Annotated in this window: 28 protein-coding genes; 12 read left to right on the top strand and 16 right to left on the bottom strand. The window is 45.4% G+C overall.

Annotation, left to right across the window (positions count from 1 at the left end; all coding sequences use genetic code 11):
- The first annotated feature begins 132 nt into the window (after positions 1–132).
- Positions 133–1710 carry a telomere resolvase gene (locus NFHSH190041_RS19625; RefSeq protein WP_261925240.1) on the top strand — a complete coding sequence of 526 codons (1578 nt, stop codon included), beginning with the start codon at positions 133–135 and terminating at the stop codon, positions 1708–1710.
- Positions 1711–1782: 72 nt separating this feature from the next.
- Here NFHSH190041_RS19625 and NFHSH190041_RS19620 read toward each other — a convergent pair whose 3' ends face one another.
- Entirely contained in the window at positions 1783–5607 is a 3825-nt protein-coding gene (locus NFHSH190041_RS19620; RefSeq protein WP_261925239.1) for a plasmid replication protein, CyRepA1 family, read from the bottom strand.
- Between the two features lie 577 nt (positions 5608–6184).
- On the opposite strand from NFHSH190041_RS19620, the gene NFHSH190041_RS19615 reads away from it, so the two are divergent.
- The 3 genes from NFHSH190041_RS19615 to NFHSH190041_RS19605 all read left to right on the top strand — a co-directional run bounded on the left by NFHSH190041_RS19615 (position 6185) and on the right by NFHSH190041_RS19605 (position 7210).
- Complete coding sequence (locus NFHSH190041_RS19615; RefSeq protein WP_261925238.1) at positions 6185–6316, top strand: hypothetical protein; 132 nt, start codon at positions 6185–6187, stop codon at positions 6314–6316.
- Between the two features lie 119 nt (positions 6317–6435).
- On the top strand, positions 6436–6918 hold the full coding sequence (locus tag NFHSH190041_RS19610) for a hypothetical protein (RefSeq protein WP_261925237.1): 483 nt from the start codon (positions 6436–6438) through the stop codon (positions 6916–6918).
- Between the two features lie 13 nt (positions 6919–6931).
- A complete protein-coding gene (locus NFHSH190041_RS19605) occupies positions 6932–7210 on the top strand; it encodes a hypothetical protein (RefSeq protein WP_261925236.1) in 279 nt (92 codons plus the stop codon).
- Here the strand turns inward: NFHSH190041_RS19605 and NFHSH190041_RS19600 are convergent.
- Complete coding sequence (locus tag NFHSH190041_RS19600; protein ID WP_261925235.1) at positions 7188–7661, bottom strand: hypothetical protein; 474 nt, start codon at positions 7659–7661, stop codon at positions 7188–7190. The two genes, NFHSH190041_RS19605 and NFHSH190041_RS19600, sit on opposite strands and share 23 nt — an antisense overlap.
- 106 nt (positions 7662–7767) lie before the next feature.
- Here NFHSH190041_RS19600 and NFHSH190041_RS19595 point away from each other — a divergent pair, with 106 nt between their 5' ends.
- From NFHSH190041_RS19595 to NFHSH190041_RS19565, 6 genes are read left to right on the top strand one after another with little or no spacing between them, the layout of a single operon-like run.
- Entirely contained in the window at positions 7768–7986 is a 219-nt protein-coding gene (locus NFHSH190041_RS19595; protein WP_261925234.1) for a hypothetical protein, read from the top strand.
- 26 nt (positions 7987–8012) lie between these two features.
- Entirely contained in the window at positions 8013–8528 is a 516-nt protein-coding gene (locus tag NFHSH190041_RS19590; RefSeq protein WP_261925233.1) for a hypothetical protein, read from the top strand.
- Complete coding sequence (locus NFHSH190041_RS19775; RefSeq protein ID WP_410010887.1) at positions 8503–9693, top strand: DNA translocase FtsK; 1191 nt, start codon at positions 8503–8505, stop codon at positions 9691–9693. Before NFHSH190041_RS19590 ends, NFHSH190041_RS19775 begins: the two co-directional genes overlap by 26 nt.
- Entirely contained in the window at positions 9674–9916 is a 243-nt protein-coding gene (locus NFHSH190041_RS19575) for a hypothetical protein (RefSeq protein WP_261925232.1), read from the top strand. Before NFHSH190041_RS19775 ends, NFHSH190041_RS19575 begins: the two co-directional genes overlap by 20 nt.
- A 41-nt stretch (positions 9917–9957) precedes the next feature.
- Positions 9958–10176: a hypothetical protein gene (locus NFHSH190041_RS19570; protein ID WP_261925231.1), complete on the top strand. Its 219-nt coding sequence runs from the start codon at positions 9958–9960 to the stop codon at positions 10174–10176.
- Positions 10177–10215: 39 nt separating this feature from the next.
- Complete coding sequence (locus NFHSH190041_RS19565) at positions 10216–10608, top strand: hypothetical protein (RefSeq protein WP_261925230.1); 393 nt, start codon at positions 10216–10218, stop codon at positions 10606–10608.
- Between the two features lie 16 nt (positions 10609–10624).
- Here the strand turns inward: NFHSH190041_RS19565 and NFHSH190041_RS19560 are convergent, their stop codons facing one another.
- From NFHSH190041_RS19560 to NFHSH190041_RS19495, 14 genes are all read right to left on the bottom strand, one after another.
- A complete protein-coding gene (locus tag NFHSH190041_RS19560; RefSeq protein WP_261925229.1) occupies positions 10625–11104 on the bottom strand; it encodes a hypothetical protein in 480 nt (159 codons plus the stop codon).
- A 215-nt stretch (positions 11105–11319) separates the two neighbouring features.
- On the bottom strand, positions 11320–11499 hold the full coding sequence (locus tag NFHSH190041_RS19555) for a hypothetical protein (RefSeq protein ID WP_261925228.1): 180 nt from the start codon (positions 11497–11499) through the stop codon (positions 11320–11322).
- Positions 11500–11509: 10 nt separating this feature from the next.
- Complete coding sequence (locus NFHSH190041_RS19550) at positions 11510–11929, bottom strand: hypothetical protein (protein ID WP_261925227.1); 420 nt, start codon at positions 11927–11929, stop codon at positions 11510–11512.
- 194 nt (positions 11930–12123) lie between these two features.
- Complete coding sequence (locus NFHSH190041_RS19545) at positions 12124–12402, bottom strand: hypothetical protein (RefSeq protein WP_261925226.1); 279 nt, start codon at positions 12400–12402, stop codon at positions 12124–12126.
- Positions 12399–13007: a hypothetical protein gene (locus NFHSH190041_RS19540; RefSeq protein WP_261925225.1), complete on the bottom strand. Its 609-nt coding sequence runs from the start codon at positions 13005–13007 to the stop codon at positions 12399–12401. The genes NFHSH190041_RS19545 and NFHSH190041_RS19540 overlap by 4 nt, the downstream gene beginning before the upstream one ends.
- Positions 13004–13906 (bottom strand): hypothetical protein, encoded by a 903-nt coding sequence (locus NFHSH190041_RS19535; protein WP_261925224.1) that lies wholly within the window; start codon positions 13904–13906, stop codon positions 13004–13006. The genes NFHSH190041_RS19540 and NFHSH190041_RS19535 overlap by 4 nt, the downstream gene beginning before the upstream one ends.
- Positions 13907–14030: 124 nt before the next feature.
- Positions 14031–14273, bottom strand: coding sequence for a hypothetical protein (locus tag NFHSH190041_RS19530; RefSeq protein ID WP_261925223.1), 243 nt, complete (start codon positions 14271–14273; stop codon positions 14031–14033).
- Between the two features lie 277 nt (positions 14274–14550).
- On the bottom strand, positions 14551–14763 hold the full coding sequence (locus tag NFHSH190041_RS19525) for a hypothetical protein (RefSeq protein ID WP_261925222.1): 213 nt from the start codon (positions 14761–14763) through the stop codon (positions 14551–14553).
- 132 nt (positions 14764–14895) lie between these two features.
- Complete coding sequence (locus NFHSH190041_RS19520) at positions 14896–15156, bottom strand: hypothetical protein (protein WP_261925221.1); 261 nt, start codon at positions 15154–15156, stop codon at positions 14896–14898.
- Between the two features lie 163 nt (positions 15157–15319).
- Positions 15320–15955 (bottom strand): hypothetical protein, encoded by a 636-nt coding sequence (locus tag NFHSH190041_RS19515; RefSeq protein WP_261925220.1) that lies wholly within the window; start codon positions 15953–15955, stop codon positions 15320–15322.
- A gap of 164 nt (positions 15956–16119) precedes the next feature.
- On the bottom strand, positions 16120–16254 hold the full coding sequence (locus NFHSH190041_RS19510; protein ID WP_261925219.1) for a hypothetical protein: 135 nt from the start codon (positions 16252–16254) through the stop codon (positions 16120–16122).
- A 13-nt stretch (positions 16255–16267) separates the two neighbouring features.
- Positions 16268–16768, bottom strand: a complete 501-nt coding sequence (locus NFHSH190041_RS19505) for a DnaJ domain-containing protein (protein WP_261925218.1) — start codon at positions 16766–16768, stop codon at positions 16268–16270.
- Positions 16769–16861: 93 nt separating this feature from the next.
- A complete protein-coding gene (locus NFHSH190041_RS19500; RefSeq protein ID WP_261925217.1) occupies positions 16862–17077 on the bottom strand; it encodes a hypothetical protein in 216 nt (71 codons plus the stop codon).
- Positions 17078–17094: 17 nt separating this feature from the next.
- Positions 17095–17439, bottom strand: coding sequence for a hypothetical protein (locus NFHSH190041_RS19495; protein ID WP_261925216.1), 345 nt, complete (start codon positions 17437–17439; stop codon positions 17095–17097).
- A gap of 535 nt (positions 17440–17974) precedes the next feature.
- On the opposite strand from NFHSH190041_RS19495, the gene NFHSH190041_RS19490 reads away from it, so the two are divergent.
- Together NFHSH190041_RS19490 and NFHSH190041_RS19485 are read left to right on the top strand one after the other, a co-directional pair.
- The gene (locus NFHSH190041_RS19490; RefSeq protein WP_261925215.1) at positions 17975–18394 is read left to right on the top strand and encodes a hypothetical protein; all 420 of its coding nucleotides are present in this window, start codon (positions 17975–17977) and stop codon (positions 18392–18394) included.
- The gene (locus NFHSH190041_RS19485) at positions 18391–18816 is read left to right on the top strand and encodes a hypothetical protein (protein WP_261925214.1); all 426 of its coding nucleotides are present in this window, start codon (positions 18391–18393) and stop codon (positions 18814–18816) included. The genes NFHSH190041_RS19490 and NFHSH190041_RS19485 overlap by 4 nt, the downstream gene beginning before the upstream one ends.
- Positions 18817–18859 lie beyond the last annotated feature (43 nt).

Raw genomic sequence — 18859 nt, 5'->3', positions numbered from 1 at the left:
ATTACTAGACTTGTGTATAGTTGGATTTCTAGACTTGTGTATAGTTGGATAACACAAAACTTGTGTATAGTTATTTTTTGAGCTATTATGATTCTTGTACTTGTGTATATTTGAAAATAAAAGGTGGTAAAAATGAAAGGGACGTTAAAGTTTGCCAGGCCAGAGCATATCCTGACTTTTATAAGTAATTCTCAGCAACATGCTGAAACAATATCCGATGATAAATTGCGCAATAATTATCTGTTGGATGTATCTCGCCGTCTGGTTAGAAAGGAGTTAGAGCGGTTGGGATGGAACACCGATAAAGTGTCAGGTGAACTAAAGGGAAAAATGCTTTGTAGCCCTGCATATTTGAGTTCTATATTTTCATCATATCGCCAGATGGTGCTGGCTAGCGGCATAAAACACCATCAGGTAGATAAGACACTGCCCGAGTTTGTAAACAAGTATAAAAAACTCAATTCTAAGCTACCCAAAATGCTGGATCCCACATTGCCGCTGAAAGATTTGCACGATAATCAGATAAAGCTGTTGGCCCAAGCAAGACAAGATAACTTAGATAGAAGCTCTGATTATTATAGTGACCTGCAACAACTCAAAATTGCCTTTGTTCTGTATTACTACCTAAGTCTGCCATCATCTATAAAATCCATTAATGAACAAAACTCGGCTGAAAATCTGAGCAAAAAACACAGCAACATGGTGGATATTAATCCAGATTGGATCGTTGAATGTATCACCGATTCATTGAACAAAAAACAAACCAGTATTGCAGAGCAAGCCACCGCCCTGGCCTTAGCCAGTGGGCGGCGAATGACCGAAATACTAAGAACCGGCAGCTTTAAAGTTATTGATGAAGATACATTATTATTCAGTGGCCAGCTCAAAACAAAAAACCGTAAATTATTGGAAAAATTAAAGCCGTATCAAATCCCCTGCCTGATTGATACCGATTTATTTATCAAATCATTTAGAAAGCTGCGCCGGACGCTGAAAAAAGAAACGGTATCTTTTATTGATTACCAGGGTGAAAGCCAAACTAAATCAGTGGTCGAAGGTGATGTGATGGATTATGCGCATAATGATGCCGTGCAGCAAAAATATGCCTCAAGTTTAAACACTTATACAAAATCACTATTAGGCACTGAGTTTACTTTTAAAAGTACACGGGCTATATGGGTGGCAGTGAGTATGGATATTGCCCGGCAACCCAATGAATCACCCGCTGCCTATCGCGCTCGGGTTCTTGGCCATGCTGGTGGCGATAAATCAACCCAAGAGCATTACGAAGGATTTCAATTATCCCAAGATGTTGCAACCATTATGGTCAATTATCCCCCAGAGGAACAGGCCAGCAAAACATCATTAGATACCTTAGATTCCTTGTTATTGCAGCATCTAAAACAAACAGATCGGAGCAACTGGAACCCAAGGGCCAAAGCCTGGCACAGTATTCAAGATTGGTTAATCCTGCAGCTTGAAAATGGCGTTTCTCTGATGCCGGTGATTAACCAGCTGCAACATGAAATTTCTCACGGAATCGTGCGGGGCAACACACAAGCAACCTTTGAAAAAAAGATGGCTAATTATGTGCGGGGTGAATTTTTCCCTGATGGTAAAAAGTTAGGTGCTCCCACTGCCGCCGGTTGGGCAAGCGGGGCATTGCTGAATGAGTGGGCAGAGCAAAATTTAGAGGCAAAAAAAGAGTAAGCCGGGGCTGTCAGGCCCGGTAATCCTGCGCATTAAGTTATCAATGGCCCCGCTTGCGGGGCTTTTTTGTGGCTATTGGGTCGCTTTTTCCGGGTGATCGTACCGCCATAAATCCCTAATCATGGCCCGGATCCTGACTAATGCCCGTGGCGATCCTGTGAGTTGGGTTCGATCAGCCTTATCAAGTTGTCTTTTAGCATAAGAAAATGGTATCCCTACGGTTTGGCACCATTGTTTTGCGTATTCAATGCGTTGTTTTAAAAGACTTTTTTCTTTTTCGGCCTGTTTCACAGTGCTAACGGGATGTTTAATACTATCAGCGCACTGTGATCCGACTGCCCCCGGGCCAGTTGTCCCGCCATTACCGGGCTGCCAGGCATTGATTTGGGCTGCATTGCGCTTAGTGATGATATCGGTCATTGATTGCCACAGCTGGGCATTGAGCTGGTAATGCCAAACTAGATCACCATTCGCGTCATAGCGGCGGGTAGTTCTTACCAGTTTATTGCCCAGCTTTTCTATGGCGCTTTTGACCCATTTGGTTTCGTCTGCCTTGCTCATCGCCCCCGCCCTGACAGCTGAGCCAATGCGTAACACGGCATTATGCAAGTCACGCTTGTTTTCATTGGCAATAAAATGCGCAAATGCCGCCCGGATTTTGTTGCTATCGGTTTCACCTTGCCCAGTGACCATATCAATGCCCAGGATACTGAATAACTCTTTATAAGCATTTTGTTTTGCTTGGGTGTAATCCCGTAGGGAGGCCGCGATACCGTTGTCTTGTTGCATACGGTCATATTCGGCTAATGTTTCTGTGGGTTGTTTCAGCAGTTCAAAGCGGCGAATTTGGGATATCGCACCATTGCGGTGCCATAAAATTGTTTCTTCATTCACCGGCATTTGCATTTGATTGGCAATTTCATGGCGGATCAGTTCGGCTTGCTCGGCACCATTAAGCCCCCGGCTTTGCTTTTTCGATTGCAGCGCCTGGAATCGGACTTCATCTGGGGTCGCTGCCCCTGACACCATATTGATATGGCTCACTTTGGCTTTTTCCTGCCCTTGCTCGACCATCAGCTTGCCACGGGCCTGATTGGCTGGGTTATCCGCTACCCGGCTAATTTTGTATTTATCAGCATATAAGCACCATAATAGATTATTCGCAAAATTGGCGCGGGCAGCTGCTGTTGTCGCCAAACATCTGGCCCGCATATTATCAAATTGCGGATCATTGGTTTTCGCTATGATTTCATGATTATCATTGATTTCAAATCTGAGAGTATCGTTATCCCTATCAGCCTTCATAAAGCCCGAGATAATCCGGTTGGGATCGGTTTCGCCACTGTATGACGCGCTTTTAATCCCCATGGTGATAGTCGTTGTTGTTCTGTCTCGGCGCAGCATCTGGATAGCCTCAGCAGGTGTTACTGACAGACCATGAAATAAGGCAAAATGCTGGGTAAACCAAGGCACTTCAACCGATACGCCAGATGTAATTGCCGGGCTGTAGATTAGCCAGCGGCAGTCGATATGCTGTAGCCACGGGATACCCTGGCTTTTGTCGCTGATGGTTTCACCATTGGCATTTACAAAATGATTAAGCCGGGATTGAAATTCTTGCTGTTGATCTTCTGATTTGTTTTGCCCGGTGATAATCATGCCAGTTTTGCCGGTGAGTTCTTGCAGCTGGTCATGTAATGATATTGCCTCGGCACAATTATCGGTTGCGATTAATACCCGTTCACCAGATTCTGCTGCTGCGGCAATTTGGCCTGTCACTGTATCAATATCCGAAAATTGCACTTTGATGTGACTGGCATCGGTTTCCAGTTCAATGATATGAATTTGCGGGTTATCCCGTTGAGCCGCAGCAATTTCACACAGATGGATTAAGTTATCGTTAGCATCGGCATCGCACAAAACTACCCTGCGGCTTGTTTGCATTAACTGTTGCAAGCGGTGAAATACCGCCTGGGGGGCGTGCATGGCACCGCCAATGGTGATTGCGTCCATGGTTTGGGCCGCTTCATCAATGAATAGTTGATCCAAACGTTGGCACACAGCAGCAGGTAATGGATTCACTATCGAATTAATGCAGGTTGCCAGCTTATGTATAAAAGGTGCGCTTTCGGCGGTTAAGTCATTTTGATAATGTTTGATGGACAGCGACTCATCTAGCCAATATTCATGACCATTCGCATCTTTGCGTTTATTCAATGCCTCGCAGGCACCGGCGATCAGGCTGACCCGGTGCGCGGTATAGGTTGAGCGCCCTTGCTGATCCATCAGCGGTTTAATTAATGCTTGAGTTTTTCCGCTGGCCATGGGGGCGCGTAAGATGATTAACCCATTACTGATTTGGTTAATGTAATCAAAAATTTCCCCCGTGATTTTTTGGCCATTGAAACGCTTGTAAATAATATTGTCGCCCTGCAGCTTTTGCTTGCTGAAACTGCGGCTACGCTGAGCTAACCAGATAGCCTTATCTGCCAAGGTGTTGATCACTTTGGCGACCTTTTTGACAGGAACGGCATAATTGCCTGCCATTTTAGCCGCCCCGATGATGGCCAGTTTGATATCTTCTGGGCTATATTTTATCGGTGCCAGCGCCATACCAACTCGGGCCAATGCTTCAATGTCACTGGGGCGGCATTGGTGCTGATGTGATTTTGCCTGGTATATTTTCATCGCCAGTTCAAAACGGTCACTAAACTGGGATTTGTTTATCCGCAATTTGTTGTTTTTGAGTTGGCGGCTGACTTCTGCCAGGCCATGGGGGTGGCGGCAATGAATATCATTGATATCTGTTGCCTGCTGCAGCTGGCCCATATCCGGCAAGACGACTTTAAAGTTACTTTTGTGGCCATAGCGCTGATACATTTCAAGCCCATTGAGCCAGCCTTTATTGCCTCGGCCTAATTTATATTTGCCGATATCATTATCGGTAATATGGCGGATAGTGCTATTGGGGTATGACTGCAGTAACACTGGAATAACTTGCTGAATATTATCCGCGCTGACAGCAAATACTGTGGCGTTATTGGTTGCCATCCATGCTGTGGCCGCCGTGGCAAAGCCTTCACAGATATCAATTGGTTGGCCATCACTAAGTTTGCCTAATGTAAAAAATGCGGCCTTATAATCGCCATCATTAACGGCTGTTGTTTGAAATTTCCCGTCCAGAGAAAAACGTTGAAGCCCGGCAGGTTGTTCACCGAGCCGGGCTAGAGGTATTACTGTGACCGTTTTTATCTGGCCGCTGCCTGGGTTCTCAGGGAGCACTGGCCGCATAATCTTTAGTGATTTATCCCAATATTCCTTTATTTGGCGAACATTGGGTAACATGGCTGCCTGCTGTACTTTTTTGCGACTGAGATAATCGCAATGCTGCCCATTGCTGGCCAGTTCAAATGCTTTGAGGTATTCGCACTTTATCTGCGCGTGTAATTGCTGTAGCTGCTGGGCTTGTTGTTCAGCTTTTTGCTGCTGTTTTCGCCGCTTTTCTTGACGCGCTAGCTGTTGATGATCGGGGGTGTGTTTTGTGGTAACTCCCCGGCTGCGCTGAAATTCTTGCTCTAATGCTTTGTAGCCATCCCAATATTCGGTTTCACCTTTGGCCCGCAGCGTTAGCGAGTAGACTTCAACCCCTGATTTTAATTGGATGGATTTTACCCAAATGGCACAGCCATGGGTTTTTTTGTTGGCGGCAAAGCGATGATCAGGCCGGTCAGTGAGTTTTATTTCCTGGCCATTGCTTAAATTGGGGATCAGATGTTGCTTGAAATTATAGATATCAATGCCGATGGGTTCGGCCAGTTTGGCTATGTCTGCTAGAAATTCGTTAAGAAAGTTATCAGCTGATCCATATTGTTGTTGCCAAAATTGAGTAAGAGTCATTCTCTTTGCTTCCAATATTAAAATATTAAAATATTTTTATTGTTTAATATTGAATGCAAGTGGATTCACAACTTAAAATGTATCTTGAAATGCCCTTTGTTGTGCTTAGTGCTTTTCAGTTACATCAACAGGATTCTTTTGTGTCCAATTGCATTCTGTTTTTGCATTCGGCTTAGTCCAAATGCTTTGCTCTGATGAAAAGGTTGATGCTTATCATCAGAGGTATAAAAAGTCGTCATGCGCCAACATGATTTTGTTTTTATACAGGTAAGTTTTTGACGCCCGCTTTTGCGGGCGTTTTCATTTGCCCCGCTAAGCATACAGATCCCACCATTACTGATCCAGATCCTTATCACTGTTTGCGCACTTAATCATCATACTTGCAATTATATACCCGATTCAATACTGTATGCCTTTATTAGTAATATATTACTAAAAAAAGTTGTTGAAAGCCGTCTTGAAACAGCTGTATATTCATCCAGTAGCTAAACATTAGTGTTATTTTTCTTTGTTGAAATATGGTAAAAGTGTGTTAGCTAAAATGTTGTTTATCCATAGTTAATATAAGGATTGTGTCATGTTTGGATTAAATGGTATTAAGTTCTGCAATATGCCTGGTGGTGGTGGTGGCGAACCGCCATTAGAGAATGAGAAGGGGGTCAAAACCCCAGCAAAGAAAGATTCTGAGCAACATAATACTGACAAGTAGTTATGTTACTAGATGCTACTGAGCAAATGTTTCACTATTTGATTGCGAATTTATACGCAATTTGTTGTTTAGTGGCGTTGGTGTGTAATTGGCGGGTTGGTGAGCATCGTTTGCTAACTATGGTGATTTCATGCTTTGGCTTGTTTGCCTGGGTTGTGCATGATCCTGTGTGGCAATGGTTCACCACTGGCGGATTATTGGATCATGTTGTGCCGGGCGAGTATTGGTATTTATTTTGGGCCTTGGTTGAAGTCACCATGATCGCGTTGATGATGCAGCTATTCCGGTGGCTGCATCTTCATATTACTTTGCATTTGGTTCTGGCTTGCTTAGGGAGTTGCTTTTTTGTCTTGGTCAATATTTTACGCATGATTGACCGATACAGCGGTGCTGATGTGCTGGGAGAGTTTTACCGTAGTGCTGTGTGGTTAGTGTACGTCTTTTATGCGCTGATTATGTTATCGCCCTTAGCAGGATACTTGGGGCTGATGTTGTTAAAAAGAAGAAAGGGAGTTTCACATGGTCGCCTATATCGCTGCTGTTGCGTTATTGCTTATTTGTGTCTTACTGGGCAAAGCCGTTATTTATCGGTTCGTGCGTGATGTGGAGGCACCAATGAATGCGGCCGAGGCGAGAGAATTAGCCGCAGCTTTTGATGCCGTCCCTCGCCCTAATCAGATTTGCTCTGATGCCAGGCATAAATCAGTACAGCATCAGGCCGTGGTGTTGTTAGAAGAATATAATCAGATTATGACACTGCCTGCAGATGAGCGATTGGTTGCGTTAGTGAGTTTTCAGGCAAAAGCAAAGGCATGGAAAAATTTTAAAGCAAAAACTCACCCTGCAGCAGAAGCTGCCGGGCAGGCTGATGTTATACCGCTTTTTTGTCAATAAAGATAACGGCAGCATCCCGCAAAGCTTGGCGGCTTTCGGGGGTGCTGTTATAAAATAGAGTTGAAATTTTTGCCAATTCAGGCATGACCCCTATCATTTGATGAGCATTTTCATCTGTCAAAATCCCCGCTTCAAACATCAGGCTTATTCCTTCATTTAAAGCTGTGAGCATTTTTTCAGCGTCAAGTTTTTCACTTTTTGGGTTGCCGAGTGTGGGATCCAATAATTCACAGGCTTGTAAATTAAACACCGCCGCCAGTATGGCAATTTTTTCCAGTGTTGGGTTACAAGCGTTTTCCTCTTTGGCCATCGCCAAATAGTTACTGATGGTTTTTTGGTTAACGCCACCATGGCGCTGGCTGGCCCGTTCAACATCAGGCTGGCGCATATCGTTCTGGTGCATCAAATTCGAGAGATTGTGCGCCAGTGTTTTTTTAGGATTTGTTTTCATGTTAAACATGATAGCCAACTATTTCAGGAAAGTAATACCGAAAACCGTTTTTATTTAGTAATATATTACTAAGAAACTATTATAAATAACACAAGGGATTGCTTTGGTGGATAAAGTCACAAAAAAGTCAGTGTTAGTCATGCAACTGAGGCGAGAGCTTGCTCACCGGCGCGGTGATTATCCTCAAATCGCCACGGAAGCGGGTGTGGAGTTGGGCTGGCTGTATAGCGTGATGCGGGATAAAAATGCTGAAACGATTGATTTTGGCGTGAGAAAAGTTGAATCAGTCTTGCATGTACTGGGGGTAAAAGTATCACTGGATTAGCATTATCCAGCGTAGGGCAGAACCGCTTGCTGCGTTTACTGCTGATCTCTGCGTACCGGCCAACAGAGCGCCCGCGCCATTCATGTGCTGCTGGGCGAAAGTTTGGGGCGAGTTGTCCATTGCCGCCTTGGGCATTTGATAACAGTAAGATCCTGCGGCGGGTACACCGGCACCCAGATGGTGCCATGATGCACACGTTATATTCACCGCAGCCCGATGCGGCGTTAGTTGCTGAGGCGCAAAGCAGCTTGTTGGCTGCATTAGAGGCTGATCATCCGCTGACCGAGGCAAAACGATTGAAAGCTGCCAGGTTATGCGTCTTAGCATTGCAGGAGTACCGCAGTCAGTTGTTGCGGGGCGGTAGTGCGTTATCTATTCGAGAGTTGGCCGCTGAGGCTGAAATCTCACTTAATAATTGGCACAGGGACTGGCGGCCCCTGTGGGTGTCCATGCTTGCCATCGTTAGCCAGCGGGAAGATGCGGTACTGGCGTTATTATCACCTTTCATTGGGGGCAATGAATCAGATGTTAGCTCTATTTAAAAATCTCACTATATTGCAGTTTAATCCTGATATGTTTGTGCGGGAATTGGTATTAGATGCGGTGTTGGGGCAGCCACATACGCCGATAGATGATGCTAAACCGTCAAAATCAAGTTGTGGGTTCGGTAGCTTAGATATGGATGAGAATATCCCGGCCCTTTTTTCGGATGATGGCCAATTATTGATGTTGCGCTACATCAAAGAATCCCGAACGGTTGATGCTGGCCAGCTGAGCAAACGTTATAAAAAAGCATTGGATAAATTAGAGTGTGATGGTCGTAGGCTTGATGATGAGCAGATCAGTAAATTGAAGTCAGAGCAGCTGCAGTTGTTATTGGCCGAAGTGCCATCGGATATTGATTCATTGATCATGGTTTTTGATATCCCGGCAGGGATGGTTTATCTCAATAATACTGGCGCTGGCGTAGTGAAAGATGCGAAAGCGTTGATCTGTCAGATGTTTGATTTATCTGTAGTCGAGTTCTTGCCAGAGGTTATATCCGGCGCATTTAGCCGGTGGATTACCACTGGCACGGTTAGCGCTGGCCTGACATTAGGCGGCACGGTGAAAGGCGTTGCGGATAAAACGGTTTTACAATTAAGTAATGCTGATTTGCAGGCGGATCTCCTTACTGAGATATTGACATATTTTAATATTAAAAAATTGGCATTATTGGGGTGGGTAAAAGCCCATGACGTGGCTTGGCGCTATGCCAGTTTTTCCCTGAATGACTCGGGGCGCATCCAGGGGCTAGAGGTGGATCTCGGCGCGTTTGATTTTGATGGTGGCGGTGTTGCTGATGAGCTAAATGTGTTTGGCCAGTTATGCCGTACTTTAACTGTACAGCTGTGCCAGTCTGTCGGGCTAGGGTTGCCCCCGCAATGGGTTTGGTCGAGTGATGTGCTGTTTCGTAGTCCTGTTTCTGATAACGCGCCGCAGCTAGGCCAGTGTGATGATCCGGCGTTGTATCGTGAGGCCGTGGCATTAGTGCAGGCGGAATCCCGGGTCAGCGTTTCGATGATACAGCGGTACTTTAAGATAGGTTACAACCGGGCGGCGGAATTGGTTGAAATGATGGAAAAGGGCGGTATTGTCAGCCCGGCCGGTCACAATGGTCAGCGCAGTGTTTTACGTGGAGTATTGGGTGATGCTGGCGCTGCGTGATGTGATGCGTGATATTGCCGGGCCAAATAGTTTGAGCCAGGTCAATGTGTGGGGGTTGCTGATCGTGAATATTCAGCAATGCCCCTTGGCCCAGTTTAACCAAATTATGGGTTGGTTAAATACGGGCCAGGCGCTGCAGTTGTTTCATGATGGCCCGCCGGGGGTGATGGTGATTGATTTATCCCCGGAATGTTATCAGCCAGATAAGTCAGTTTTGAGTTAACGCACACTCAAGAACGCAAGAATAACAATGGGGAAGGATTTATGGCATTGGCATATAGCAAGAACAAAACACTAAAAGATGTTGTTGAGGATGGTTTTAAAAATGCCCAAGAGAATGATTGCGAAGGATTTGAATATATTATTGGTAAAATTCGTGGTGGTGAGTTGAAAGTGGTCTTTGAGCCAGACGCATCTGTATCGGAGGCAATTTGTACTGATGGTGTGGATGGTTTTGGTTATTGCTTGGTTTTTGAGGAATAACAATCACCCGATATCCTATTAATGGAGGCTAAGAGGGTTATGAATATTACCGACGAAGTGGTGGCGCAGGCATTTGCCGAACTTGTTGACGATACGACTACATTCTCAAAGATTGACTTTACATCTTGGCAGTCTGCAGTGGACAGTGCCGTTGATAGTACCCTGGCTAACTTGCAGGAGTTTGAAGTGCTTACGCAATCAGTTATTGATCATCAAGCCCATGACTTTGATGGTTATCTTGATGGTGCCAAAGTCGGTAATTTGGTGTGGGGGACTAATGATTGTTGGGTATCTCAATCCGTTGCATCGGGGTGGCTAGTCGATGCAAGGGAACAATTGAATCAATCCAGCAACAGCGTAAAAGCCATTTCTGAATATGTAGAAAATGCCTTGGCATGTGAGCGGATGCGGCATTATAACGAGCAGCTTTAATGATATAAAAATAGGATTACTGTCCGGTTCTTGCGGCTTGATTAGCCTGACAAAATGCCAATACATCGCCAATGGTGCGCCCGGCGGCGCTGATATCAAAACTCATGGTATAGCTTATTTTATCCCCAAAGACTCTCGCATGGAGAATATGACTGGTGCGCAGTTGTTGGATGAGCTGATCCCAGTTTTCCCCCCATGCTGGGGTTTGTTGTTCGGCATAAAAGCCATTCAAGCCGGTTTGCCCTGATAGCTCCATGCCTGGATTGTTATCTGTAAAAGCATATGCCTTGGCCCGAAATGGCCCGTCTGAGTTAATCGGTTTAAAGGTTAGCGTTAACCGGGTTTCAGTGCAAAGCAGGGCCATGATATCTCCCCGAGCATTTTGCCCCAAGGTTTGCTGCCAATGCTGGTTTGTAAATGGGTCTTTTTCGCTGGTGAAATACCAATCTGATGTTGGACTGGCCAGCGATATAATGGCGGCGAGTAAGTGAGACATATTTCATCCTTGAAAATAAAATCTCAGCTTACCTGATGTTATTTATCCTCGCCATCTTGCGGTTGATTTATCCGATTTCAATTAATCCGGCTTTGTGTAGCCAAATGATCTGTAGAAAATGCCTTGGCATGTGAGCGGATGCGGCATTATAACGAGCAGCTTTAATGATATTGGTAGTGGACGGCAGTACACACTGTGACTGCCGTAGCGATAACTCATGTTGTTTCGTTGTAATGACGTGCCATTTCTAGAAGTGCTAACCTGTTTTTGCGATTGTTTGTAACACCTGTTTTTTTAGCTGCTTTTTCAATTGCAGCGAGGACTATTGCAGCGTCCTCGCTTGACAAGAAACAACCATATATTTGCTTTTTATTCTTTCGGTATTCAGTAGCCATTTTGTCATCTCTAGCTGCTGCTTGTTTCAAAGGACTCGCAAGATTCTTCTTTCAAAGAACGTAAAAGCTGCGGATAGTTATACACAGTAACACCGCCAGCATAGAAACCGGAGTCGAAGTGTTCAACCGAATCAGAACAATCGTCAAAAATCGCATCATTTACATACTTTTTTGGTAGTGACGTTTCTTCCGCTATCAAGTCAATGTCGGAGCGTAAATCTTCTTCACAGCTTACTATTCCGTCAAGGCCGTCGCCGTACAGGATCGTCAAACCAAGCTCGTTATCGATGCTATCCCTGCTGAGGTCTACGCCCAGCTCATCCGCTATCAACTTTAACGCTGATACTTTTTCTGCATCTTCCGACCCATCGGTAAGGATCTTGATAATGCGGTCGTAAGCCTCTTTATGTTCCATGCTGGTAATATTCATGATGATTATCTCCCTTTCGTCTTGATGTAACTATAATAGAAAAAGCTCATGAGCACGTCAATAGCTCATGAGCTTTTTTTGGGAGAATATTTGAGATAAATCTAATCACATAAATGCGATGGTTTTAACCCAAGATTAGACAATAAAATCTCAGCTTACCTGATGTTATTTATCCTCGCCATCTTGCGGTTGATTTATCCGATTTCAATTAATCCGGCTTTGTGTAGCCAAATGATCCAGCTGGCCCATGGAATTTGGCTGCTACTGCCTTGGCCCGGATTGAGCCAGTTGCCTGCCAATTTGGCATTAACGCCGAGTTGGTTTGCAATTTCGGCGCGACTCCACTGACAGGCATTTTTGACAGCGTGGATATCATCCAGCGAGGGGGCGCGGTAGCCTGGCTGGGTGATATCTTGGCAGCTGGCCGGATCAATATCTGCTGTGATACCGGCGGCGGTGAGTGTGATTTTCATTGTGTTGTACCTGATTGATTCGTTTTTGGTGTGTTAACTATCTGCATAATTTGCAGCAGTTGTTCTATTGATAACCCCGTGAGGGTTAATTCTGTTTCTCGCTGCTGTGACAAGGTGAATTGCCCCTTGCTGTGGGCCAGTGTGTAGCTGGTTGACCATGTGCTTTTTTGTATGTGTTCAATCGCTATGTGTTGCTGTAAAAAAGCATCCATTTGCTCAAACTGCTGCTGTTTTTGCTGCAGTTTAGTCATGTATTGATTCACTTTATCCAGGCCATCTAAGTAATGGGGTAAAAAGCGGCGCTGAATATCGCGGGCGATGGCTTGCCCCGAGCGTTCAGCATTTACCGTTATTTTGCTGTAGGGGTGATCCCGATCAATTTGGTGGATGGTAAAGTTGCGCCAGTCTTTGCGGTTTGGCCATAGGCCGCTAATTGTCCAGCGGCGATTGTTACTGTTGATATACAGCACGGCATTGCTGCTGCGATGAAATATTTTGGCCATGTAGTCATGCACTTTTTCTGGCCGTTGTTCCAGCGTCCACTCAGCCCCTAATAGGTTGGTGATGGTGGTTAACTTGGTTAAATTCATGGCGGTAAGACTCATGCAACACCCCCCGGAAATGGCACGATATTTTGCGGGGTTTTATCATCACGGACACGGATTATTCTGGGTTCTCTGAATTTGCCGTTTTTCGTTAATTCCATACATTCTATTTCAACAATGCGCCCGATGATTGCGCCCTCATCGTGTTGTATTTGCTTTTTTAAGGCTGCGCTCAGGTTGCCCACATTGCCGTGATGAGTGGCCAATGATATGACCCGCCCGGCTTTTTTGTTAACGCCGATAATTGGGGTGTCGTGGGTTTCTTTTTTCTTTACTTTGATCCAGGTGTCACCCTGTCGCAATACCAGCCCTTCCCAGCCAGCGGCCAGTTCTTGGGCCATCATTTGGTTGATTTGCTCGGCGGTGGGATTGGTGATGATGCTGATCATTAGCCGGGGGTCGGGGGTGTCAATAGCATAGATTTGTGCGGGCATAACCGGGATCTTACCTTTCATAGCTAAATCACTTTTTTTCCAGTTGCCAGGCCCGAAATAGATTTCGGCCTCATTACTCGGCATTAATTCTGGGCGGATGGGCCAAGGGTTGCCGCTGGTTGTAACTATTTGGCCCTGGTGTTTTATTGCTCTGATGCCATCTGCTTTGCGGGTGACTATCCAGCGGCCCTTTAAGCTGTTGCCCTGCCATAATGTTGGCTTGATAAAACTGGGCGTTGGCTGGGGCGCTTTTTTGGGGGGTGGGGTGTTGCTGCGTGATGTTGCTTTTAATTGTTGTGTTGCGTGGCGCAGGCTGCTAGCTAATGCCGTAGGGATAGCGCAGACCACAAGCCAGATAGGCAATAAAAATTGCGGGCTGGCACCGGCGTAAATGGCCCCGCCGCACAGGGTTAGGCAAAATGAGTTTAGGTATAAAGCATATTTATCTTGTGATGATAAAGCCATGATCTCAGCTCCTGCTGGTTGTGGCTGGCCCGGTATGGGCCGCCGTTTATGATAGTTTAGTTAAATATTGAGATATCTCAATATCTGAATATCAAAATATCTAAACATTTAAATATTACAATATCTAAATATCGTCATAAAGTTCGTCATAACTGGGCGGTGGCGACAGGGTAAACCCCTTTACCTTTACCAGTTTTGATTTGTTCAACTCTGGCAAAAGATCATTGACTGCATCTGATAAGCCACCAAATCCAACACCTGCGGCACTGATTGCATAATCCATCCACAATATCGCCTGCTCTAAGCGCTCAGTATACGATGTGGCTGGGGTGCTGTTAGCTGCAAGGTTATCCAGTTTTTTAGGCATAGTTAAGTTTCCTTGAACTTTGGGGAGGGCATAAATAGGCTATTCGGGAAAAAATGTGTTAAGCCATTAGCTGAGCTAATGGCTTAACGCTTGAGAGAGATCATCAATCATACATTGCACTGAATAATCAGTTCCTGAACCTTTCAATGCTCGATCTATTGATGATTTTGATGGGGCAACACCTTTTGAATCTAAGATAATTTGCTCGGCTTTGCGAACACTTCCCGCTTTCTTGACTAGCCTTGTTAGCAGGTCAGTTCTGTTTTGTGAGGCCATGTTAATCCATAATATGTTTTTCGTAATGCGGGATTAATGCGGCTTTGATATTTTCATGATCATTACATTCGTCTATTGGGTAGCCCTCAAAATCAAGCAATGTAAGATCACCGCCCTGATCTGCAATCCCATAGTTTTCTTCATTAACACTGAACCAATAAACGGTTTGCTCATTTTGCCATTGCTGATCTTTTTCGATGAATTTAATATCCATAATGTAAATCCTTTTAAGATAGGTTTTAGCCCTTTGCCTCAACCTTTTATTTAGTATACGTCCCGAATCGGGACAATTCAAGGCGCTATTTTAATTATTTATAGCTATTTATTACATATTTTTCTGAATATCCTATTCCCCTTTTGTATTGCTGGCCAAGAACTTGAAAGCTTTTGATTGTGTCATGATTAAGCAGCTGTGTTTTTCCGCTTGGGTTAATTCTTTGGCCAGTGTGACGGCAATTTGATAATTGCTAAATGTGGCGGCTTGCATGGGGCAATGGACAGGCCCAGCATATTGATAGAATCCGCGCCCAGTCCAGATCACCCAAACCGGCGCAGCAATTTGCGCGGCTTGGGATAACCTGGCTTGTACTCTGGCATAAATTGACATCAGATGATTATCCGCTCAGGCCGCCTGGCTTTCCAGCTTTGCGCGGCGGTTTCGTTCAGCTGCGCTATCCAGATTAAGCGCCCGTTGATTTTCACATAAATATTTCGCATTGGCTCAGCTCCTGCTGGTTGGTGGCTGGCCCTGTGCGGGCCGCCTTGGGTTGTTATGCGGTAGGTACGCCGCCTTTTTCTTTCATCTGCGTATTTACGGCCTCGGCCCATTCCTGCAATTGATCTTGTGTGACAGCGGCTAGATTGATAAGGCGCTCTGCTTTGGTGATATAGCTTTGCATTATCTGCGCGGCGGCGGGGCTGTCTTTTAGTTTTTTAGCGCGGTTTAGATTTTCCTCTGCCCATTCTGCTGCCAAGCTGCAGGTAATTAACTGCAGCTTGGCTCCTTTTTCTGGTCGCCAGTATGTTACGGGGTTTAAGTGATCATTATAAAAAGTGGCTTCAGGTAAAAAGCGGGCGCAAAACTCCCAAATAGGGCCGCTGTAAAATTCACGGCTAGGGCCATCAAAGGGGTATTCTGTGGCGGTGATCTGGTGGGTGTCGGCGTTTATGTCATAACGATAAGCCAGATCGAAATGTTGGCAGCTTGTATCTAACAGCTGTAAGTGTTCACCGGCGGTAATGATTTTTTGTACCATGCCATGGCGGGTGCCTTCTTTGATGGCCTTTTGTAGCATGGCGGCCATGCCTGCGGGGTACATGTCATAATGATTGTAAAAATGCCAGGCTTGCATTGTGTCGCAATGGCGGTGAGTTTCGGTGATGGTGATAGCGCCTCTTGTACTCATGATCTCAGCTCCTGCTGGTTGGTGGCTGACCCTGTGCGGGCCGCCTATGAATCAAATTATATGTTGATATCTAAATATTTCAATATCTCAATATCCAAATATTAAAACATCAGCCTTTGGTTTACCTTGGCACCCTATACAAGATCCCAAGGTAAACCCCCACATTAGGGGCGGGGGGTTGTTAATAAGTAAAGGCCGCCAATTGTGCCACATAGTGCGGCGCAGGCGCTGCCATAGGTGGCGGCGGCTAGGGTGACAGTGACAACAATAATGATGATCTCGGCGCTGCGCTTTATCATTTGGCAATCCTTTCTAGTGGGCGGCGATGGCTTGGCGGGTTTGGGTTTTGACTTTGCTTGATCCGTGGTTCTTGCGGATCTTGTCTATGCTCCAATTGCCGCGCCCCTTGCGCTGATAATCATCGGGCCGGAAGTACCACATTTTTTTATTTTTTGCCCACTTGAACCCGGCGCATTTTATCGCTTCTTTGTGGGGGCGGGTGTCACCGCTCAGCCAGATCCAATTCCCGCAAATTTCGATATCTACCCCGTCCAAGCTGATCACAGCGTTTAACGCGCTGTTTAATTGTTCGCCCCAGTTGTATGATCCCGCTGTTTGTTCGGTTTCAGCAGTGGCTTGATCAAGCTCTTTGAGGGTCGTCCATGCCTCATTGATAGCCTGCATCATTTGCTTGCCTGCAGGGTTGCGATCAGGGTGATATTTCAATGATGCGGCTTTATATGCTTTTTTTATTTCGGCTTTGGTTACTGTGCCGGATAACCCTAAAATGTTTAATGCGTCAATGATTTTCATTGTCTCAGCTCCCGCTGGTTGGTGGCTGACCCCGAGCGGGCCGCCTATAAATTTAAGTATATATAGATATTTTAATATTTCAATATTTAAATATTAAAACTGGGCTTTTATTTCGTCAATATGGTGATTGTGAATAACGACATAACCAATGCCCTGATCGTGTTGGTTATCCTCAGTCGTAATGTTTAGGTTTTGCAGTAACCAAGCGCTCCAGCTGTCCTGATCCATTCTGATACTGATTTCAGATAGGCCATCACAAACTGGCGTAATAGCGATTAATTCAGGGGCTGGTTTGCTGTTAGATTTCATGGTTATGATCCTAATGATTAAAGATATTTTTCAATCGCTGCTTTTGCTGATGTGACGCACTCAGCTAATGAATAATCAAAGCCGTTAGTTATAAAAAGCCCCTCAGAATCCGTTAAATTCCAGCAAAAGCCCTCCTGTTGATTGCTTTGCTCTATTGTCATAGTGCAATCATTTACTGTTAATTGTGTTTTTTTATAGCTATCGGCAAAGGCTTTGGCCGCTGCCTCTGCGTCACTTTCAGACCATGCTAGCCCATCGCTTATGATTTCATCATTTAATGACACTGACCACTCAAACCCCCCGCTATATCGATCTGCATTGGGTTCAATGTAAATGCTGAATGCTTTATATGTTGTTTCCATTGCGGTTATTCCTATATATATATTTATCTTTGATTCTTAGTTTAACCTGCCCTCTGCATATTTCAATATTTAAATATTTAAATATTAATAATCATCCTAAAGTATTACCACCGCCCGCACCCGCTTTTGTGGCACGGCACACCCGCCCGCCGGCCAGGCTCCCGTCATGTGGCACGTCACACCCACCCGCCGGCCAGGCTCCCGCCATGTGGCACGTCACAGCCCCGCTCTCAGCGAGTGGCACGTCACTGCCCGCATAGAGATTAAATAGATATTTGAGAAAAGGTACTCCCGACCCCCATTTTTAACGTGCGGGGTCGCGGGGGCGCGGAAATCCGAAATTTTTTTGGTTGAAAAAGGTTGGTTTCCGTTTCCGCTTTATATTCAGTGACTTATATAACTGTCTGTTTGCGTTAGATTTTTCGATATTTCAATATTCCCATATCAAAATATCCATTTCCGCTTTCTTTGTGATATTAATGTTGACACTTAGTAAAATATTACTAGGATAGGAAACAAATACTAAGGAGGGCTTATGGTTGACGGTGAAGGGATAATTTTTCCCCGGCGGGTTGGTTTTGATGCCAGTGATAAGGATTTCACTCAGGTTGTGGTGCATCAGTTAAGTTGCGGTGGTTTTCGGCGTGATAAACCTTATTCCCCGCCGCCTAAGCCGGTAACTGTTGATACAGGGCTGCCCAATATTCACGCTCAGGTTGCAGCTTGTACTAGCTTTGTGGGGGGGGATAAGCCAGCCCGTAAACGCAACAGATTAAGCCAGGCAATGATGATGAAAATTATCACTCGTTTGGATGCTGGCGACCGTGGGGTTGATATCAGCAGAGATACCGGCGTAAAGAAAAGCACCATTTCATTGATTGCCAGAAAACATACCAACATCGCTAAAACCTGTTGGCAGAAGTATGAGCAGGAAAAAGCCAGGGGGTCGGTATGAGTGATTCATTAAAACCGTTTTTCCCCGATCCAGAAATGCCGCTGTTTTATCATGGCCGAACCACATCATCGGATCGGGAATGGATTGATGCCCAGTTATCCGCCCTTTCCCCTGCCGAGCAATCCCCAGCCAGTCAGCAATATCAATCTATTTATATGCAGCGGGGCCGCAAGGCTGCGAATGATTTTCTTATCGACTTTATGGCCCAGCATGGTGGTGAGGTTCCTTTGCTGCCATTAGGTGGCAAGCATATGGAGGTGCAGCGCATTTTATCCGCATTGCCTGGCCAGGTGAGACAGGCGGCAGCTGATTCGTTTGTTTTGGTATTGAACGATGAAAAGCGTGGCAATGCTGATCAACGATTTCAACAGGCGGTATCTATGTTGTTAGGTGGTTATAAAAAATACCGGGGGCAAGGATGAGTCAGTGCAAAGAATGTGGCATGAAACCTTGCGCCTGCAGGTT

This window comes from Shewanella sp. NFH-SH190041, from assembly GCF_024363255.1.
Classification (GTDB): domain Bacteria; phylum Pseudomonadota; class Gammaproteobacteria; order Enterobacterales; family Shewanellaceae; genus Shewanella.
This window is presented reverse-complemented; position numbering and strand designations above follow the sequence as displayed.

Coding starts and splice junctions, on each gene's coding strand:
- NFHSH190041_RS19485 (WP_261925214.1), top strand. CDS start 18,391: ATGAGTGATTCATTAAAACCGTTTTTCCCCGATCCAGAAATGCCGCTG.
- NFHSH190041_RS19515 (WP_261925220.1), bottom strand. CDS start 15,955: ATGAGTACAAGAGGCGCTATCACCATCACCGAAACTCACCGCCATTGC.
- NFHSH190041_RS19600 (WP_261925235.1), bottom strand. CDS start 7,661: ATGAAAACAAATCCTAAAAAAACACTGGCGCACAATCTCTCGAATTTG.
- NFHSH190041_RS19530 (WP_261925223.1), bottom strand. CDS start 14,273: ATGCCTAAAAAACTGGATAACCTTGCAGCTAACAGCACCCCAGCCACA.
- NFHSH190041_RS19520 (WP_261925221.1), bottom strand. CDS start 15,156: ATGTCAATTTATGCCAGAGTACAAGCCAGGTTATCCCAAGCCGCGCAA.
- NFHSH190041_RS19500 (WP_261925217.1), bottom strand. CDS start 17,077: ATGAAATCTAACAGCAAACCAGCCCCTGAATTAATCGCTATTACGCCA.
- NFHSH190041_RS19615 (WP_261925238.1), top strand. CDS start 6,185: ATGTTTGGATTAAATGGTATTAAGTTCTGCAATATGCCTGGTGGTGGT.
- NFHSH190041_RS19510 (WP_261925219.1), bottom strand. CDS start 16,254: ATGATAAAGCGCAGCGCCGAGATCATCATTATTGTTGTCACTGTCACC.
- NFHSH190041_RS19495 (WP_261925216.1), bottom strand. CDS start 17,439: ATGGAAACAACATATAAAGCATTCAGCATTTACATTGAACCCAATGCA.
- NFHSH190041_RS19490 (WP_261925215.1), top strand. CDS start 17,975: ATGGTTGACGGTGAAGGGATAATTTTTCCCCGGCGGGTTGGTTTTGAT.
- NFHSH190041_RS19610 (WP_261925237.1), top strand. CDS start 6,436: ATGGTGATTTCATGCTTTGGCTTGTTTGCCTGGGTTGTGCATGATCCT.
- NFHSH190041_RS19620 (WP_261925239.1), bottom strand. CDS start 5,607: ATGACTCTTACTCAATTTTGGCAACAACAATATGGATCAGCTGATAAC.
- NFHSH190041_RS19525 (WP_261925222.1), bottom strand. CDS start 14,763: ATGGATATTAAATTCATCGAAAAAGATCAGCAATGGCAAAATGAGCAA.
- NFHSH190041_RS19535 (WP_261925224.1), bottom strand. CDS start 13,906: ATGGCTTTATCATCACAAGATAAATATGCTTTATACCTAAACTCATTT.
- NFHSH190041_RS19540 (WP_261925225.1), bottom strand. CDS start 13,007: ATGAGTCTTACCGCCATGAATTTAACCAAGTTAACCACCATCACCAAC.
- NFHSH190041_RS19555 (WP_261925228.1), bottom strand. CDS start 11,499: ATGGCTACTGAATACCGAAAGAATAAAAAGCAAATATATGGTTGTTTC.
- NFHSH190041_RS19545 (WP_261925226.1), bottom strand. CDS start 12,402: ATGAAAATCACACTCACCGCCGCCGGTATCACAGCAGATATTGATCCG.
- NFHSH190041_RS19625 (WP_261925240.1), top strand. CDS start 133: ATGAAAGGGACGTTAAAGTTTGCCAGGCCAGAGCATATCCTGACTTTT.
- NFHSH190041_RS19775 (WP_410010887.1), top strand. CDS start 8,503: ATGAATCAGATGTTAGCTCTATTTAAAAATCTCACTATATTGCAGTTT.
- NFHSH190041_RS19550 (WP_261925227.1), bottom strand. CDS start 11,929: ATGAATATTACCAGCATGGAACATAAAGAGGCTTACGACCGCATTATC.
- NFHSH190041_RS19505 (WP_261925218.1), bottom strand. CDS start 16,768: ATGAAAATCATTGACGCATTAAACATTTTAGGGTTATCCGGCACAGTA.
- NFHSH190041_RS19560 (WP_261925229.1), bottom strand. CDS start 11,104: ATGTCTCACTTACTCGCCGCCATTATATCGCTGGCCAGTCCAACATCA.
- NFHSH190041_RS19605 (WP_261925236.1), top strand. CDS start 6,932: ATGAATGCGGCCGAGGCGAGAGAATTAGCCGCAGCTTTTGATGCCGTC.
- NFHSH190041_RS19570 (WP_261925231.1), top strand. CDS start 9,958: ATGGCATTGGCATATAGCAAGAACAAAACACTAAAAGATGTTGTTGAG.
- NFHSH190041_RS19565 (WP_261925230.1), top strand. CDS start 10,216: ATGAATATTACCGACGAAGTGGTGGCGCAGGCATTTGCCGAACTTGTT.